Source organism: Streptomyces sp. NPDC088706, assembly GCF_044752765.1.
GTDB lineage: Bacteria > Actinomycetota > Actinomycetes > Streptomycetales > Streptomycetaceae > Streptomyces.
The window spans coordinates 896,830-912,474 of the sequence record NZ_JBIVLW010000001.1 but is presented as its reverse complement, the minus strand read 5'-3'; the positions used below and the strand labels follow the sequence as shown (position 1 = coordinate 912,474).

At 72.2% G+C, this 15,645-nt stretch carries 10 protein-coding genes and 1 pseudogene; all 11 read right to left on the bottom strand.

Annotated features, from left to right (window positions below; all coding sequences use genetic code 11):
* Window position 1: 1 nt before the first annotated feature.
* Window positions 2-3,064, bottom strand: a complete 3,063-nt coding sequence (locus ACIQAK_RS04130) for a tetratricopeptide repeat protein (RefSeq protein WP_366387878.1) — start codon at window positions 3,062-3,064, stop codon at window positions 2-4.
* Window positions 3,061-4,422, bottom strand: coding sequence for a hypothetical protein (locus ACIQAK_RS04125; protein ID WP_366387879.1), 1,362 nt, complete (start codon window positions 4,420-4,422; stop codon window positions 3,061-3,063). Before ACIQAK_RS04125 ends, ACIQAK_RS04130 begins: the two co-directional genes overlap by 4 nt.
* A gap of 124 nt (window positions 4,423-4,546) precedes the next feature.
* Window positions 4,547-5,593, bottom strand: a complete 1,047-nt coding sequence (locus tag ACIQAK_RS04120) for a glutamate ABC transporter substrate-binding protein (protein ID WP_366387880.1) — start codon at window positions 5,591-5,593, stop codon at window positions 4,547-4,549.
* Between the two features lie 11 nt (window positions 5,594-5,604).
* The gene (locus ACIQAK_RS04115) at window positions 5,605-6,993 is read right to left on the bottom strand and encodes a hypothetical protein (protein WP_401847759.1); all 1,389 of its coding nucleotides are present in this window, start codon (window positions 6,991-6,993) and stop codon (window positions 5,605-5,607) included.
* A gap of 428 nt (window positions 6,994-7,421) precedes the next feature.
* A complete protein-coding gene (locus ACIQAK_RS04110) occupies window positions 7,422-8,396 on the bottom strand; it encodes a BadF/BadG/BcrA/BcrD ATPase family protein (protein WP_366387881.1) in 975 nt (324 codons plus the stop codon).
* Entirely contained in the window at window positions 8,387-9,652 is a 1,266-nt protein-coding gene (locus ACIQAK_RS04105; RefSeq protein WP_366387882.1) for a 6-phospho-beta-glucosidase, read from the bottom strand. The genes ACIQAK_RS04110 and ACIQAK_RS04105 overlap by 10 nt, the downstream gene beginning before the upstream one ends.
* Before the next feature lie 2 nt (window positions 9,653-9,654).
* Window positions 9,655-10,552, bottom strand: a pseudogene (locus ACIQAK_RS04100) (carbohydrate ABC transporter permease).
* 3 nt (window positions 10,553-10,555) lie between these two features.
* Complete coding sequence (locus ACIQAK_RS04095; RefSeq protein ID WP_366387883.1) at window positions 10,556-11,497, bottom strand: sugar ABC transporter permease; 942 nt, start codon at window positions 11,495-11,497, stop codon at window positions 10,556-10,558.
* 7 nt (window positions 11,498-11,504) lie between these two features.
* Window positions 11,505-12,836 (bottom strand): ABC transporter substrate-binding protein, encoded by a 1,332-nt coding sequence (locus ACIQAK_RS04090; RefSeq protein WP_366387884.1) that lies wholly within the window; start codon window positions 12,834-12,836, stop codon window positions 11,505-11,507.
* Window positions 12,837-12,895: 59 nt separating this feature from the next.
* Entirely contained in the window at window positions 12,896-14,101 is a 1,206-nt protein-coding gene (locus tag ACIQAK_RS04085; RefSeq protein WP_366387885.1) for an ROK family transcriptional regulator, read from the bottom strand.
* A gap of 212 nt (window positions 14,102-14,313) precedes the next feature.
* Window positions 14,314-15,381 (bottom strand): mechanosensitive ion channel family protein, encoded by a 1,068-nt coding sequence (locus ACIQAK_RS04080; RefSeq protein WP_366387886.1) that lies wholly within the window; start codon window positions 15,379-15,381, stop codon window positions 14,314-14,316.
* Between the last annotated feature and the right edge of the window lie 264 nt (window positions 15,382-15,645).

Sequence of the window (15,645 nt, the reverse complement as noted above, 5' to 3'; positions counted from 1 at the left end):
TTCACACCCACGTCCGGGGGCGGAAACGGTTGGCCCGCTCCACCAGTTCGATCCTCTCGTCGCCCCGCTGCGCGAGCCGGGCGAGCATGCGGTACGAGCGTTCCAGGCCCAACCGCAGCCCCCGCTCGCCCAGTTCGGCGCCGAGCAGTTCCCGGGTACCCGGAGATCCCGACGCCGATCCGCCCGGCGGCGGTCCACCGGGACTACCGGAGAGTACCCAGTCCAGCGCCTTGCCCAGTACCTCGGTCGTCAACTGCTCGCGTCGCACCGGGTCCAGGCCGAAGCCGGTCAGCGCCGCCACCTGGACGCCGGCGGCCGCCAGGTCGGCGTGCAGGGGCTCGGCGGGGTCCCGCTCGCGCAGCCGGGCGCGGACGGCGGCGACGCGGGCCGCGGTGTAGTGGATCGACGCCTCCGGTACCGACTCCAGCGTGCGCGCCGCCCCCGCCCGGTCGCCGGCGGCGATCTGCACCCGGGCCAGGCCGAACGCGGCGCTCACGAAGCTCGGATCGGTCGCCCAGACCAGGCGGTAGTACTCGGCGGCGTTGTCCAGCTGGCCCAGCACCTCCGCGCAGATCCCCAGCGCCAGCTTGGGCGCGGGCTCCCCGGGAAACGCGTCATACAACGCGTCGAAGGAGAGCGCCGCGACCTCGTGGTCACCGGTCACCAGCGAGGTGACGCCCCGGTACCAGACGACCCGCCAGTCGTCCGGATGCCGGCCCTCCAGGGCGGTCAGCGCGGCGGCGGCGGAGTCCGGTTCGCGCATCTCCAGCCGGGCCCGCAGCTCCCGCAGCCGGGTCTCCGGCGAGGCCGTCGACACCGCCTTTAGGGCCGCGATCAGCTCGGCGGGCGCGGAGGCCATCAGGCCGGCGAGGAACCCGGCGTTCGGGTCGTTCGCGTCGACCCGGGGGACCGGCAGCGCCAGGGCGGTGGCCCCGACGTCGAACTGCGCGAGCCGGACGCCCCCGGCGGTCACCTCGGAAGGGCCGTACGGACCGGTCCGCGCCGCTGGGGCGGGTGCGCCCTCCCGGGTCGCCGGGACGACGGCGGCGTGCGCGTGCGCGGGTGCGGAAGCGTGAGCGGGTGCGGGTGCGTAGGCCTGCGCGGGTGCCGGGGCGACGGGGGCGTGCGCCGGTACGGGACCGTGTGCGGGGGACGCGTACGCCGCCACCGTGCCGCCGCCCTGCGGACCGGCGTACGGACCAGCGCCCGTGCCGCCGCCCTGCGGCCCGGCGTACGGACCAGTTCCCGTGCCGCCGCCCTGCGGACCGGCGTACGGACCAGCGCCCGTGCCGCCGCCCTGCGGACCGCCCCGTACATGCGTCGCCGCCGCCGTCAGCGGCGCCGCCCCCCGGGTGGGCCACACACCTGCCACGGGACCGGACGGCTGCCCGCCCATCGGCAGCGCACCGGCCACCGCCGACGTCACGGCCCCGGGGGCCACCGGCACCGCACCGCCCTGAGCCGCGAGGACGCCACCCTGACCCGCTACGCCCTGGCCCTGCGCCGGAATCCCCGGCAGCGGGCCCGTCCCGCCTTTGCGCCGCCCGAAGCGGCCGCCGCGCCCCGCGGCCGCCACCCGGGCGCCCAGCCGCGACACCTCGTCCACCTGCTCGGCGAACAACTCCGTGTCCGTCACCCGCGGTTCCGTACCGAACAGCGTCGACAGCGCCGGTCTCGGCCGCCCCGTCTGCAGCGCCACGACCTCGCGCAGCACGCCGGTCAGCTGCTCGGCCATCTCGGACGCGGAGGCGAACCGCTGGGCCGGATCCGGGTCGGTGGCCCGCACCAGCAACCGGTAGAACGACTCGTAGGTGCGGAACACCTCGATGTTGTCGGGGTCCGGCAGCGAGTCCACGAAGACGTTCGTGTATCCCTGGAAGTCGAAGGTGAGGACCGCCAGCGTCCGCGCCACCGTGTACAGGTCGGAGGCGACCGACGGGCCGACCTCGGCGACCTCGGGGGCCTGGTAGCCGACGGTGCCGTAGATGGCGGACTCCTCGTCGTCCATCCGGCGCACCGCGCCCATGTCGATCAGCTTGAGCTGGTCCTCGGTCTGGATCGCGTTGTCGACCTTGAAGTCGCAGTAGAGCAGGTTGCGGCTGTGCAGATGGCCGAGTGCCTCCAGCGCCTCGATCCCGTACGCGCAGGCCTGCTCGACCGGGAGCGGGTCACGTCGGCCGGCCGGGGTGCGGCGCTGGTTGGCGATCTCCTTGAGCGCCTTGCCTCCGACGTACTCCATGACGATGTACCCGTCGAGCGAGCCGGTCCGCTGGTCCAGGTGCTCCACGAAGTTGTAGATCCGGACGATGTTGGCGTGCTCGATCTCGGCGAGGAAGCGGCGCTCGGAGATGGCCGCCGCCATCGCGTCCTGGTCGCCGGTGTCCAGCAGGCCCTTGAGCACCACCCAGCGGTCCGAGACGGCCCGGTCCACCGCGAGGTAGACCCAGCCGAGCCCGCCGTGCGCCAGGCAGCCCACGACCTCGTACTGGCCGTGCACGAGGTCGCCGCCGGTCAGCTTCGGCACGAAGGAGTAGGGGTGGCCGCACTTGGTGCAGAACCCCTCGGTGCGGCCCGGCCGCTCACCGCGCGAACGCCCCACCGGCGCCCCGCAGTCCGAGCGGGAGCAGAACCGCTTGCGCTCGGGCACCTCCGGGTCCGCCATCACCGCCGTACGCGGGTCGGGCCGGGGCACGTCCGGGACCTGCACCAGTCCGACGCCGAGCCGGCTCCGGGTGGCGGAGGCGGCCGACGAGCCCGAGGAGCGCACCGAGACCGAACGGGAGGCGGAGGAGCCGGAGAGCGAGCGCGACAGCCGCCCCGACACCGAGCGCCGCGAGGTCGACGAACGTGACGAGGAGCGCGCGGAGGAGCGGGAGCCGGAGCGCTGGGAGGAGCTGCCACGGCTGCTCGCCCGGCCGCCGCCCGCGATCCCGGTGGGCGGCGAGGAGACCATGCCGGTCGGCGAGACGACCGGGGCCAGACCGCAGGTGCCGCAGTACAGCTCACCGCCGCCCATGTCCTCGTAGGCACCCTCGCACGCCGGGCGCTGGCACTGCGTACTCATCGTGTCTCCCCCTGATCGCCCGACCCGGCCTCGCCCCGCCGGTCCTCGGACCCCTCAGGCCGTTGCGGTGTCAGCAGCTCGGCCGCCGCCTGCTGGTAGCGCAGCACGGTCTGCTCGGCCACCCGCAGATCGCAGGGGGCGCTCCACAGCATCCGGCGCGCCGCGTCGTACCGCTCGATCAGCAGCGGGTCCTCCGCCAGACCGTGCCGGGCCACCTTCGCCCGGTACGCGTCGAGCCGGCCGCGCAGCTCCGCGCGGACCGCCAGCGGGGCCGTCACCGAGGTCAGCGACTCCCGGGCGCGCAACAGCTCCTCCTCGGCTTCCCGCTCCAGCGACTCCAGGAGCGGGGTGAGCCGGTTCCACCGGGCACGCCTGCGGTACTCGGCGGCGATGTCCAGCCGCTCCTGGAGCGCGGTCGCCGGTCCGCTGACGGCGGGCACCTCGGAGGCGGCGATCTTGGCCAGCACCTCGCCGCGCGCCGCCCGCGCCTCGGTCAGCGTGCGGTCGGCCCGTGAGAGCACGTCCCGCAGCCGCATCAGCCGCGCCTCGGCGTCCTGTCGCACCGCGAGCACCGCCTCGATCTCCCGCCGCACGTCCTCCAGGGCGCGGGCCGCCCGGTCGTAGCGGGAGGTGTCGGGGCGTCCGCCGCCGGGCGCGGCACTGCCGGGGCCCGGCAGCCAGAACGCCAGCGGGTCGGAGATCACCTGCACGCGCAGCGTGGTGAGCTCCTCGGTGATGTCCTCCAGGTCGTCCCCGGCCGGGTGCTCACCGGGCCGCACCCCGACGGAGTGGGCCAGCGAACGGGTCCGGCGCAGCTCGGCGGCGAGCAGGTCGATCCGGGCGGGCAGTGCCGACCAGACGGAGTCCGAGGCGACGACCATGTCCAGCGACCTGGCGTACAGCTCGTTCATCCGGGCGACCAGCTCCTGGAGCGAGAACCTCTCGGAGAGCCGGGCCGGGCCCGTGTCCGAAGGAGGCGGCACCGCCCCGGAGTTGGCCACCGTGACCGCCTCGCCGCGCAGCAGCTCGGTCAGGGCGGCCAGGTCCTCCCGGTTCGGGTGGCGGCGGCGCGCCCGTATCTCCCTGGCCTCCTCCAGCGCGCCCGCGTAGGCGTCGAAGTACCCCCACAGCAGCGTGATCGACTGCTCGGTGGCGGCCCAGCGCTCCCGGGTGACACCGGTCAGCTCGGCGCCCTCCAGGAGGCGGCGTCCCGCATGGTCCTGCAGGGCGAGGAGCGAGGTCTCGATGGCCTCGTGCTCCGCGCCGAGCCGGGCCAGCGCACGGTCCGCCTCTTCCCGGTCCATGACCGGGCCGGGGGGCCTCCCTGCGAAGCTGGGGAAGGATCCCGCGACGCCCATCGATCACCTCTCCGCTCTCGCCGCCGGGCCGGTGGGCCCGGACGGGGTCAGGTTGCTCCGGTACGTGCGTCCGTCCGGCACGCACGCGTTCACCGCCTTACGCACGTGTCCCGGCGCGCCGGGGTCACTCGCTGCGGTACTCGGGGGCCGGCGGCGCCGTGATGCCGGGCAGTCCGGCCGCCAGCCACTTGCGGTACGACACCATCCAGGCGCTGTCCGCCCCGCCCGCGCGGTAGTCGACCAGGACCTTGTTGACCCGGGCCACCAGATCGTCGGCCCCCCTCTTCGCCGCCACGCCGTAGTACTCGGTGGTGAACGGCCCCGTGCCCTTGAGCGCCACCGCCGGGTCCTGCGCGGCCTGCCCCGCGCCCAGGGCGTTGTCGGTGAGGACGGCGTCGACCTCGCCGAGCTGGAGCCGGACCAGGCAGTCCAGCTGGTTGGGGACGGTCAGCTGGTCCCGGTCCCGCTCGGTGCCGTCGAACCCGTCCCTGAATATCGCCCCGTACGACTTCCTCTCCAGCGCCTCGTAGGCGGTGGTGCCCTCGCCGGAGCAGACCCGCTTGCCCTTCAGCGAGTCGTCGTACCCCGTGATGGGGGAGTCCTTGGGGGCCAGGATCTGCTGTCCGGTCCGGAAGTAGGCGGTGGAGAAGGAGACCTGCTCCAGCCGCTTGCAGTTGATGGTCATCGTCCGCACGATGACGTCGACCCGGTCCCTCTCCAGGGCGGCGATGCGCTGGTTGGTGGGGATGGCCCGGAAGATCACCGCGTCGGGATCGCCCAGGATGTCCTTGGCCAGCGCCCGCACGAGGTCGATGTCGAACCCTTCGAGCTCGCCGCTGTAGGGGTTGCGGTAGCCCCAGCGGAAGCTGTTCTGGTCGACGCCGGCGACCAGCTTCCCGCGCGCCTTGATCTTCTGGATGCCCGGCCCGTCCACCGACGAGGGCGGCAGGCTCGCCTCCGGATCGGTGCACGCCTCGGCCCGCACCGGCACGGTCGCCGTCGTCCCGCCGACCGTGTCCGCCCCGGCGGTCCGCTCGCCGTGCAGGGAGAGCGGCAGCAGGGTGAGCGAGGCGGTGAGCACGCACGCCACCGCCATCCCCGTCACACCGCCCCAGCCGCGCAGCCCGCCCCGCGCGGGGCCGCGCCGTGTCCATGTCCTCGCCCTGGCCATCGCTGCCCCTCTCACCGGTACTCCGAGAGTCTGCGGTTGACCCCGAGGATCGCGCCGACCGCTCCCAGCACCGCCAGTGCGGCGGCTCCGGTCGGCAGGCCGCGCAGGGCCCCGCGCCCGTCCTCGGCGGCCGCGGTGAACTCGCCCTGCTCATGGGCGAGCGCCTTCCGCAGGGCGCTGTCCACCTGGTGGAAGGACTGCCCGGTGGAGTCCTCGGCCCCGATGATCTGCTTCAGCGCACCGTCGTAGTCGCCCTGGTCGTCCGTGGCGCGCGCCGTGCGGTGGCGGTCCTGCCACTCGGTGACGCTCCTGGCGGCCCCGGCCACCGGCGCGCTGCCGCTCTCGTCGTCGGCGAGCCGCCGGGCCTGCTTCAGCTGCGCCCCGAGGGCCTTCATACCGGTGGTGTAGTCCCTCTCGTACTGGTCGGCCGAGCCGTCGGCCGTCAGCACGGCGCCGCGCGCCACCAACGTGAGGTTCTCGTTGGCCCGGGCCTTCAGGGAGTTGATCCGCGCGTTGTTGAGGACGTCGAGCGATTCCTGGCCGTGCACCATGGCGGAGCGCAGCTCGGTGCGGGCCACCGTGTGCCCCACCGCCAGCCAGAGCAGCACCACCGAGGCGGCGGCCGTCGCCACCAGCAGCCCGTGGTTGAACACCCGGTTGGTACGGTGGTAGTTGCGGCGCTGCGTCCACACCAGCGCGCCCAGCACCACGATTCCGGCGGCGAGCGAGAGGAAGGGCCACCGCCGGGCGTCGGCGGAGTCCCCTTCGAGCCGGCCCGTCTCCGCCGCGTACAGCCGCTCGGCGGCCGGCAGCAGCTCGTCGGTCATCTTCCGGTTGGCGTACCGGAGATAGGCACCGCCCAGCGGGAGCCCCTGCCGGTTGTTGGCGCGGGCCCGCTCGATCAGGCCGGTGTAGACGGGCAGCAGCTCGTTGAGCGTGGTGATCTCCTGCCAGGAGCGGGTCGAGGAGTCGGTGTTCGCCGACGCCTTGACCAGCAGCCGGGCCGCTTCCTCGATGTCCTTGCGGTACTGGTCCTGTACGGCCTCGGGCTCCTGCGCCCCGGCGAGGAAGCCGCTCGCCGCCATCGTGTCCGCGTCGGCGAGCGAGCGGTAGATGTTCGCCGCGTCCGCGCTGAGCGGCTGACTGCGCCCCACCACGTCGTCGGCGGCGGAGGCCCGGTGCGAGATCTCCAGTGCGGTCACCGCCCCGAACGCCACGACCAGCAGCGCCAGGACGGCCCCGATGATCTGGAGGCGGCCGGGCTCGGTCGTCCCCACCGCGCGCAGCCGTCGGCTCCGCACGGCCCAGGTGGAACGGCGCTGTGCGGGCAGGCCGATGGGCACGGGCGCCTGTTCCGGCGCGCGCTGCGTCCGCGGGCCGCCCTGCTGCAGCTGTGTCACTCCACCTCCCCCTCGGTCACCGACGATGCCCCGGACCCCGGCCGACCGGGAGCCGGCGCCCGGCCAGAAGTATGGCCGCAGGGACGGACACGTACATCACGAACGCCTGGATCCCACCGGTCAACGCATTCGATCAGGGCGGAAGCGGCCGATCAAGGCGATCGGCGCAACGCGCCCCGAAACCTCCCCATAAGCGAACCCGCCCCGTCAGCGGCCTCCCCCGAAGCCTCTGCCGACCCGCCACCGGGCCCGATCCGCAGCATCCCCAGCCATCCGCCCGTCCCGCCGTCCCCCGGCGTTCCGGACTCCCCATCAGGTACACGTGTGAGGCGCGCGATCGGTTCCCTCACCTGCTCCGCGTTCCCCCGAACGAGGGGCACCCCACCGCGTGAAAGCGACAGGACGCCCCGCGTCGGACCCCCGGGAGATCAGGCGTACTGCGCCCGCAGTCGCCGGTGCACCTCCGGCGCCGCCCCCGTGACGTCCAGGCCCAGCAGCGCCGCCCCCAGCACCGGCGGCTCGGTCACCACCCGCACCACCGCCTTCGGGGCGCGGGCCGCCAGCAGTTCGGCGATCCGGTCGTTCAGCCGCGGATGGCGCGCGGCCAGCACGCTGCCGCCCAGCAGCACCGGCGCCTCCTCCTCCAGCAGCTCCAGGCGGGTCAGCGCCACCGAGGCCATCGCCACCACCTCCTCGGCCAGCCGCTCCACCAGCGAGGCCGCCACCGGGTCCCCGGAGAGGGCCGTGGCGAACAGCACCGGTGTCAGCTCGTGCCGCCGGGTCATCGGGATCGCGCCCCGGTGCAGCGCCTCGATCAGCGCGTACATCGAGTCGAGCCCGAAGTGCGCCGGCAGCGTCACGGCCAGCCCGGTCGGCTCACCGCGCCCGTCCTCGGCGCGGGCGGCGAACCACAGCGCCTCGTCCGCCAGCCCCGCGCCGCCGCCCCAGTCGCCGGATATCCGGCCGATCGCGGGGAACCGGGCCGTCCGCCCGTCCGGCGCCATGCCCGCGCAGTTGATCCCGGCCCCGCAGACCACCGCGACGCCCCGGGGCTCGTCCACCCCCGCGCGCAGGACCGCGAAGGTGTCGTTGCGCACCTGGACCGAGGTGCCCCAGCCCCGCGCCTCCAGCGCCTGGGTCAGTTCGGCCTCCTCGACCGGCAGGTCGGCGTTGGCGAGGCACGCCGAGATGTGGCCGAGGGAGCCGGGCGCGGAGGGCAGCTCCGCGACGGCCCGGTCCAGGGCCGAGCCCAGGACGTCGACGGCGGAGTCCACTCCCACCAACGGCGGCTGGAACCCGCCGCCCCGAGCCGTGGCGAGGACCGTGCCGTCCGCACCGAGCAACGCCACATCGGTCTTGCTGTTGCCCGCGTCGACGGCGACGACCGCGACGTTCACGCCCACGCGAGGTGCTCCCGGTTGTGCGCGACCAGCCGGTCGGTGAGCTGCTCGGCGTAGTCGTACTGACCGATCAGCGGATGGGCGAGCAGCGCCTTGAAGACCCGGTCCCGGCCTCCGCGCAGCGCGGCTTCCAGGGCGAGGTCCTCGTAGGCGGTCACGTTGGCGATCAGACCGGCGTACAGCGGGTCCAGCGCGGGGACGGCCAGCGGGGTCGCGCCGTCGTGCCCGACCCGGGCCTGGACCTCGATGACCGCGTCGTCCGGGAGGAACGGCAGCGTCCCGTCGTTGTACGTGTTGACCACCTGGACCGGCGAACCGCCGCCGCCCAGCAGGGAGGCCGCGAGGTCCACGGCCGCCTCCGAGTAGAACGCGCCGCCGCGCTTGGCGAGCAGACCGGGCTTCGTGTCCAGCGTCGGGTCGCCGTACATCGTCAGCAGCTCCTTCTCCATCGCCGCGACCTCGGCGGCCCGGGACGGCTTGGTGCCGAGCTCCCGTACGACCTCGTCGTGGGCGTAGAAGTAGCGCAGGTAGTACGAGGGGACGACGCCGAGCCGGTCCAGGATCTGCCGGGGCAGGTGGAGGTCGTCGGCGATGGTGTCGCCGTGCTTGGCGAGCAGCTTCGGCAGCACGTTCTCGCCGTCCGGGCCGCCGAGCCGCACACCCAGCTCCCAGGTGAGGTGGTTGAGCCCGACGTGGTCCAGGTGCACCTCGGAGGGGTTCACCTCCAGCAGCCGGGCGAACGTGCGCTGGAACCCGATCGCCACGTTGCACAGGCCGACCGCCTTGTGCCCGGCCTGGAGCAGGGCCCGGGTGACGATGCCGACCGGGTTGGTGAAGTCGATGATCCAGGCGTCCGGGTTGGCGCGGCGCACCCGTTCGGCGATGTCCAGCACGACCGGCACGGTCCGCAGCGCCTTGGCGAGGCCGCCCGCGCCGGTGGTCTCCTGGCCGACGCAGCCGCACTCCAGCGGCCAGGTCTCGTCCTGGTCGCGCGCGGCCTGTCCGCCGACGCGCAGCTGGAGGAGGACCGCGTCGGCGCCGGCCACACCGGCGTCCAGGTCGGTGGTCGTGGTGATCTTCCCGGCGTGGTCCTGCTTGGCGAAGATCCGCCGGGCCAGGCCGCCGACCAGCTCCAGCCGGTCGGCCGCCGGGTCGACGAGGACCAGCTCCTCGACCGGCAGCGTGTCCCGCAACCGGGCGAAGCCGTCGATCAGTTCAGGGGTGTAGGTGGACCCGCCACCCACTACTGCGAGCTTCATTGTCAGCCCTTTACTCCGGTGAGTGTGACGCCCTCGACGAATGCCTTCTGAGCGAAGAAGAAGACGGCGATCACAGGGGCCATGACCAGAACGGTCGCGGCCATGGTCAGGTTCCAGTCGGTGTGGTGAGCGCCCTTGAAGGATTCCAGGCCGTAACTGAGGGTCCAGGCGGCCGGGTTCTCGGAGGCGTAGATCTGTGGTCCGAAGTAGTCGTTCCAGGCGGCGAAGAACTGGAAGAGGGCGATGGCCGCGATGCCGCTTCGCCATCGGCAGGACGACCTTGATCAGCGTACGGAACTCACCGCAGCCGTCCACCTTGGCCGCGTCCAGATACTCGTTCGGGATGGTCAGGAGGAACTGCCGCAGCAGGAAGATGGAGAACGCGTCACCGAACGCCATCGGGATGATCAGCGGCCACAGCGTGCCGGACAGGTCCATCTGCTGCGCCCAGAACAGGTACATGGGGATGATGACGACCTGCGGCGGCAGCATCATCATCGAGATGACGAGCATCAGCGACAGCTTGCGGCCCCGGAAGCGGAACTTCGCCAGCGCGTACGCCACGGGGATGGACGACACGACGGTCAGCACGGTGCCGAGTCCGGCGTACAGCAGGGTGTTGCGCCACCAGGTGAGGAAGCCGGGGGTGTTGAAGACCCGTTCGTAGTTGCCCCACTCCCAGGTGTCGGGGGTGAGGTCGCGGGTCAGCGCCTGCTGGTCGTTCATCAGCGAGGTCAGCACCACGAAGACGAACGGCAGTACGAAGAAGAGCGCGGCGGCGATCCCGAGCGAGTGGACGGCGATCCAGTGCAGCAGGGCCTTGCGCCGTGCGGTGCGCGCGGCGGCCGTGGGCCGGTCGGCGGCCGGGGCGGGAGCGGTCTTTTCGATGAGTTGGGTCATGGCTCAGTCACCGGCCTGGATCAGGCTGTCGCGGCCTCGCATGAGCAGCGCGGTGAAGGCCATGGCCAGGGCGAACAGGATGAGGGCGACGACGCAGGCGGCGCCGTAGTCGAAGCGCTGGAAGCCGAGGTTGTAGACGAGCTGGGGGAGCGTGAGTGTCGACTTGTCGGGATAGCCGGGTTCGAAGGACTGGCCGGAGCCGCCGATGACCCCGGAGGCGACCTTTCCGGCGACCAGCGGCTGCGTGTAGTACTGCATGGCCTGGATGACGCCCGTCACCACGGCGAACAGCACGATCGGCGCGATGTTGGGCAGCGTCACGAAGCGGAACCTCTGCCAGGTGGAGGCGCCGTCCAGTTTGGCCGCCTCGTACTGCTCGGCCGGCACGTCCAGCAGCGAGGCCATGAAGATGACCATCAGGTCCCCGATGCCCCAGACCGCGAGCATGGTGAGGGCCGGCTTGGACCAGGCGGCGTCGTTGAACCAGCCGGGCGTCGGCAGCCCCAGGTCCCCCAGGATCGCGTTGACCGGCCCGGTGCCGGGGTTGAGCAGGAAGACGAAGGCGAGCGTCGCGGCGACCGGCGGGGCCAGGTACGGGAGGTAGAACAGCGTCCGGAAGAGACCCGTCCCCGTCTTGATCTTCGTGATCAGCAGACCGGTCCCGAGCCCGAAGACGACCCGGCAGGTGACCATGACGACCACCAGCCAGAGCGTGTTCCCCAGCGACGGCCAGAACATCGGGTAGTCCCGGAAGACGTAGGTCCAGTTCGTCAGCCCGTTGAAGACCGGCGCCCCGAACCCGTCGTACGACATGAAGGAGAAGTAGACCGTCGAGGCCATCGGGTACGCGAAGAAGACCGAGAACCCGATCAGCCACGGTGACATGAAGGCCGCGTTCCGCAGCGCCGACCTGCGGCGCTTGGAGCGGAGAGTGTGCGTCGTCATCGTCGGGCTACTTGGCCTTGGCGATGTCGGTGTCGATCTGCTTCGCGGTCTTCTCCAGGCCGGCCTGGAGGTCCTTCACCGCGCCCTTCTCGTACTGGTAGCCGAAGTCCTGGAGGGTGAGCTGGTACGCCGAACCGTTGACGGCCCCGTCGGGGGTGCTGGACTTCGGGTGCTGGGCGATGTCCAGGAAGGTCCGGAAGCGCGGGTCGAACTTCAGGTCGGGCGAGTTCAGCGCCTCGAAGGTGGAGGGCACGTTACGGATGCCGTTGGCGAAGTCCACGACCGCCTCCGTGTCACTGGTCATGTACTTCACCAGCTCCCACGCCGCGTTCTGCTTCTTGCCGGCCGGGGCGATGCCCACGATGGTGCCGGAGAGGAATCCCTTGCCGTAGCTGTCCGCCTCGTCGTCGGCGACGGGCATCGGCGCGACCCCGATCTCGAAGCCGACCCCGGCGTCCTCGGCCATCCCGAGCCGCCACTCGCCGTCCAGCTGCATGGCCACCTGGCCGGTGTGGAAGGGGTGCTTGGCGCCCCACTCGTCACCGAAGGTGCCGCGGTACTTCTCCAGCTTCGGGTAGCCGCCGAGGTCCTCCACGAGCTTCTTCTGGTACGTGAACATCTCCGCGAACGCCGGGTCCTTGGCGATGTTGGACTTGCCGTTCTCGTCGAAGTACGTGTGGTCCCACGAGGACAGGTAGTGGTCGGCGACGGTCTCGTAGCCGTGGAAGGTGGGCATGAACCCGAGCTGCTGGTAGCCGTCGCCCTTCTCGACCGTCAGCTTCTTGGCCACGCTCGCCAGTTCGGACATCGTCTTCGGCGGCGCGGTGATCCCGGCCTTCTTGAAGGCGTCCTTGTTGTAGTAGAGGCCGTAGGCGTCGGTGAGCAGCGGCAGGGCGCAGCGCTTGCCCTCGAACTGGGTGTAGTCGAGCAGGACCTTCGGGAAGGTCTTCTCCAGGTCGAGCTTCGACTTCTCGATGAACGGCTTCAGGTCGGTGAAGGCGCCCGACGAGCAGAACTTGCCGACGTTGGAGGTGGTGAAGGAGGAGACGACGTCCGGCCCGTTCGAACCGCCCGCGCGCAGCGCCTGGTTGAGCTTGTCGTCGTTGATGTTGCCGGAGACCTTCACCGTGATGTTCGGGTGGGCCTTCTCGAACCGGTCGATGTTGTCCTGGACGGCCTTGACCTCGGCGGGCGAGCTCCAGCCGTGCCAGAAGTTGATCGTGGTCTCCGCCTTCGGGTCGTCGGTGGCCCCGGCCTCGGACTGGCCGGTACACGCGGTGGCGAGCACCGATATCGCGGCGACGGCGACAGCGGTGCTGGTGAGACGGCTTGTGCGCATGACAAAGCTCCCAGGGGCGGGGAAGAGAGGCAGACGGCAGGGACGGGAAATGGACGGGCTCAGCGCGAGGTGTCGAACACTTCGTCGCGGGTGTCGGCGAGCGCCCTCTCCAGGGCGCCGCGCAGCACGGGGGTACGGTCGATCTCGCCGACGACCAGCCGGGGCCGGGAGGCGGCGAGCTCGGCCAGCTCGGACTGGATGAGGGAGCGCAGGACCTCGCCGCCGGCGGCGACCGCACCGCCGGAGAGCACGATGAGCCCGGGGTCCAGCACGGCGGTGACGGAGGCGAGACCGGTGGCGAGCCGGTGGGCGTACTGGCCCAGCAGCTCGGTCAGCGCCTGGTCCTGCCCGTACGCGGCGGCCGCCCGCTCCAGCAGGGCGGCGGCGGCCTCGGCGTACGGCTGCTGCGGGGTGTCGATGCCGAGCGCCTTGGCGAGCCGGGGCACCGCCTGGGCGCCCGCCAGCTCCTGGAAGCCGCCGCTGTTGGCCTTGACGACCTGGCGTACGAGGGGGGTTCCGGGCACCGGCAGGAAGCCGACCTCGCCCGCGCCGCCGGTGAAGCCGCGGTGCAGGCGCCCGTTGATGACGAGGGCGGCGCCGAGGCCCTCCCCGTTCCACAGCAGCACGAAGTCCTCGTGCCCGCGGGCCGCACCGAGGCGCTGCTCGGCCACGGCGACCAGGTTGACGTCGTTCTCGTACTCCACCGGCATCGGCAGGAACGCGGCCAGTTCGTCCAGGAGGGTGGGGGAGTGCCAGCCGGGCAGGTGCGAGGCGTACCGCAGCCGCCCGGTGCTCGGGTCGAAGGCGCCCGGGGTGCCGATGACGACCCGGTGGATGTCGGCGCGGGTGAGCCCGGCCGCCTTCACCGCCCCGTCCAGCGCGTCGGCGACCTGGCGCACCACGCTGTCGGCGCGCCGGCCGGGGGTCGCCAGCTCGAACTGCCCGACGCTGGTCCCGGTCACGTCCGCGACGGCGGCGACGATGCGCCGCTCATTCACGTCGAGCCCGGCCACATGCGCGGCGCGCGCGTTCACCATGTAGAGCTGCGCGTTGGGCCCCGGCCGCCCCTCGCTGGTCCCGGTGGCGACGACGAGACCGGCCGCCTCCAGCCGCGCCAGGAGCTGCGATGCGGTGGGCTTGGACAGCCCGGTCAGCTTGCCGATCCGGGTCCGGGAGAGCGGCCCGTGCTCCAGCAGCAGATCGAGGGCGGCCCGGTCGTTCATGGCCCGCAGCACCCGGGGGGTGCCCGGTGTGGTTCCCGTCATCGTGGACGCACCCACCTCTGTGAGGAGCTCTGCCGGGCCCTGCGCCCGAACTCTGTTAGGAAAGTTTCCTATTCTGGGAGGACGGTAGGACGCTAGCCACCGGGGCGTCAATGGGGACCGCCCGTCCGGCAATCAAAGCGTTACCTCGCACGCCGACGCCCCCGGCCGCCTTCCTGGGATCCAGGGGCGGCCGGGGGCGCCGGGGTGAGGCCCTACTTGTTCAGATTGGTGGGCGGCGGTATCGGCGTCGCCGCCAGCGACTGCGGGGAGGTCGCCGACGCGTACGCCGAGGGGGCCGCCATCGCTGCCGTCGGGTCCGCCGTGGACTCGCCGTCCGTCTGGAGCGGCACCGCGCCGATCATCCGGATGCCCGCCTCGTCCAGCGCCTGCTTGATGCGCCAGCGCAGCTCGCGCTCCACGCCGATCGACTTGCCCGGCATCGTCTTCGCGGTGACCCGGACCGTCATGGAGTCCAGCAGGACCGCGTCCAGGCCGAGCACCTCCACCGGGCCCCACAGCCGCTCCGACCAGGGGTCTTCCTTCGTCATGGTCTCGGCGGCCGTGGTGATCGCCGCGCGGACGTGCTCCAGGTTCTCCGTGGGGCGCACGGTCACGTCGACCCCGGCGGTGGACCAGCCCTGGCTGAGGTTGCCGATCCGCTTGACCTCGCCGTTGCGGACGTACCAGATCTCACCGTTGTCGCCGCGCAGCTTGGTGACCCGCAGGCCGACCTCTATGACCTCACCCGAGGCCACCCCCGCGTCGATCGTGTCCCCGACCCCGTACTGGTCCTCCAGGATCATGAAGACGCCGGAGAGGAAGTCCGTGACCAGGTTGCGGGCGCCGAAACCGAGGGCCACCCCCGCCACACCCGCCGACGCGAGCAGGGGCGCCAGGTTGATCTTGAAGGCGCCCAGCACCATCAGGACGGCCGTCCCCAGGATCATGAAGGAGGCCACCGAGCGCAGGACCGAGCCGATCGCTTCCGAGCGCTGGCGCCTGCGCTCCGCGTTCACCAGCAGACCGCCCAGCGCCGTGCCCTCCACCGCCTGGGCACTGCGGTTCATCCGGTCGATCAGGTTGGTCAGGGCGCGCCGGATCAGGTAGCGCAGCGTGACCGCGACCGCGACGATCAACAGGATGCGCAGACCGGTGCTCAGCCAGGTGGACCAGTTCGCCTCGACCCAGCCCGCGGCGTTCCCGGCCTGCTCGGCGGCGTCGTCCAGCGAGCCGACCGGCTCGGGTGACGGGGCTGCGGCCAAGAGGGCGGACAGGGACACGACAGGGACCTCCAGGGGGACGACGGCGGGTCATCCACACTAACGAAGCCGGGGGAGTGGATCGTTGCCGTCAGCGGAGGAGAGACAGGTCTCACCGGGGACAGGTCCGCTGTGGCCGATCGCACAGTGCGCACGGCCGCCCTGGTGAGGCACCACTCCGGAGCCCGGCGGGCGCCCGCCGCGCCGGAGGGTGAGAAAAATCCTCCCGGCCCGTTACCCCTACGTGGTGGCGCTTCGACCAGGCATGAGGAGAGACTGAGATCG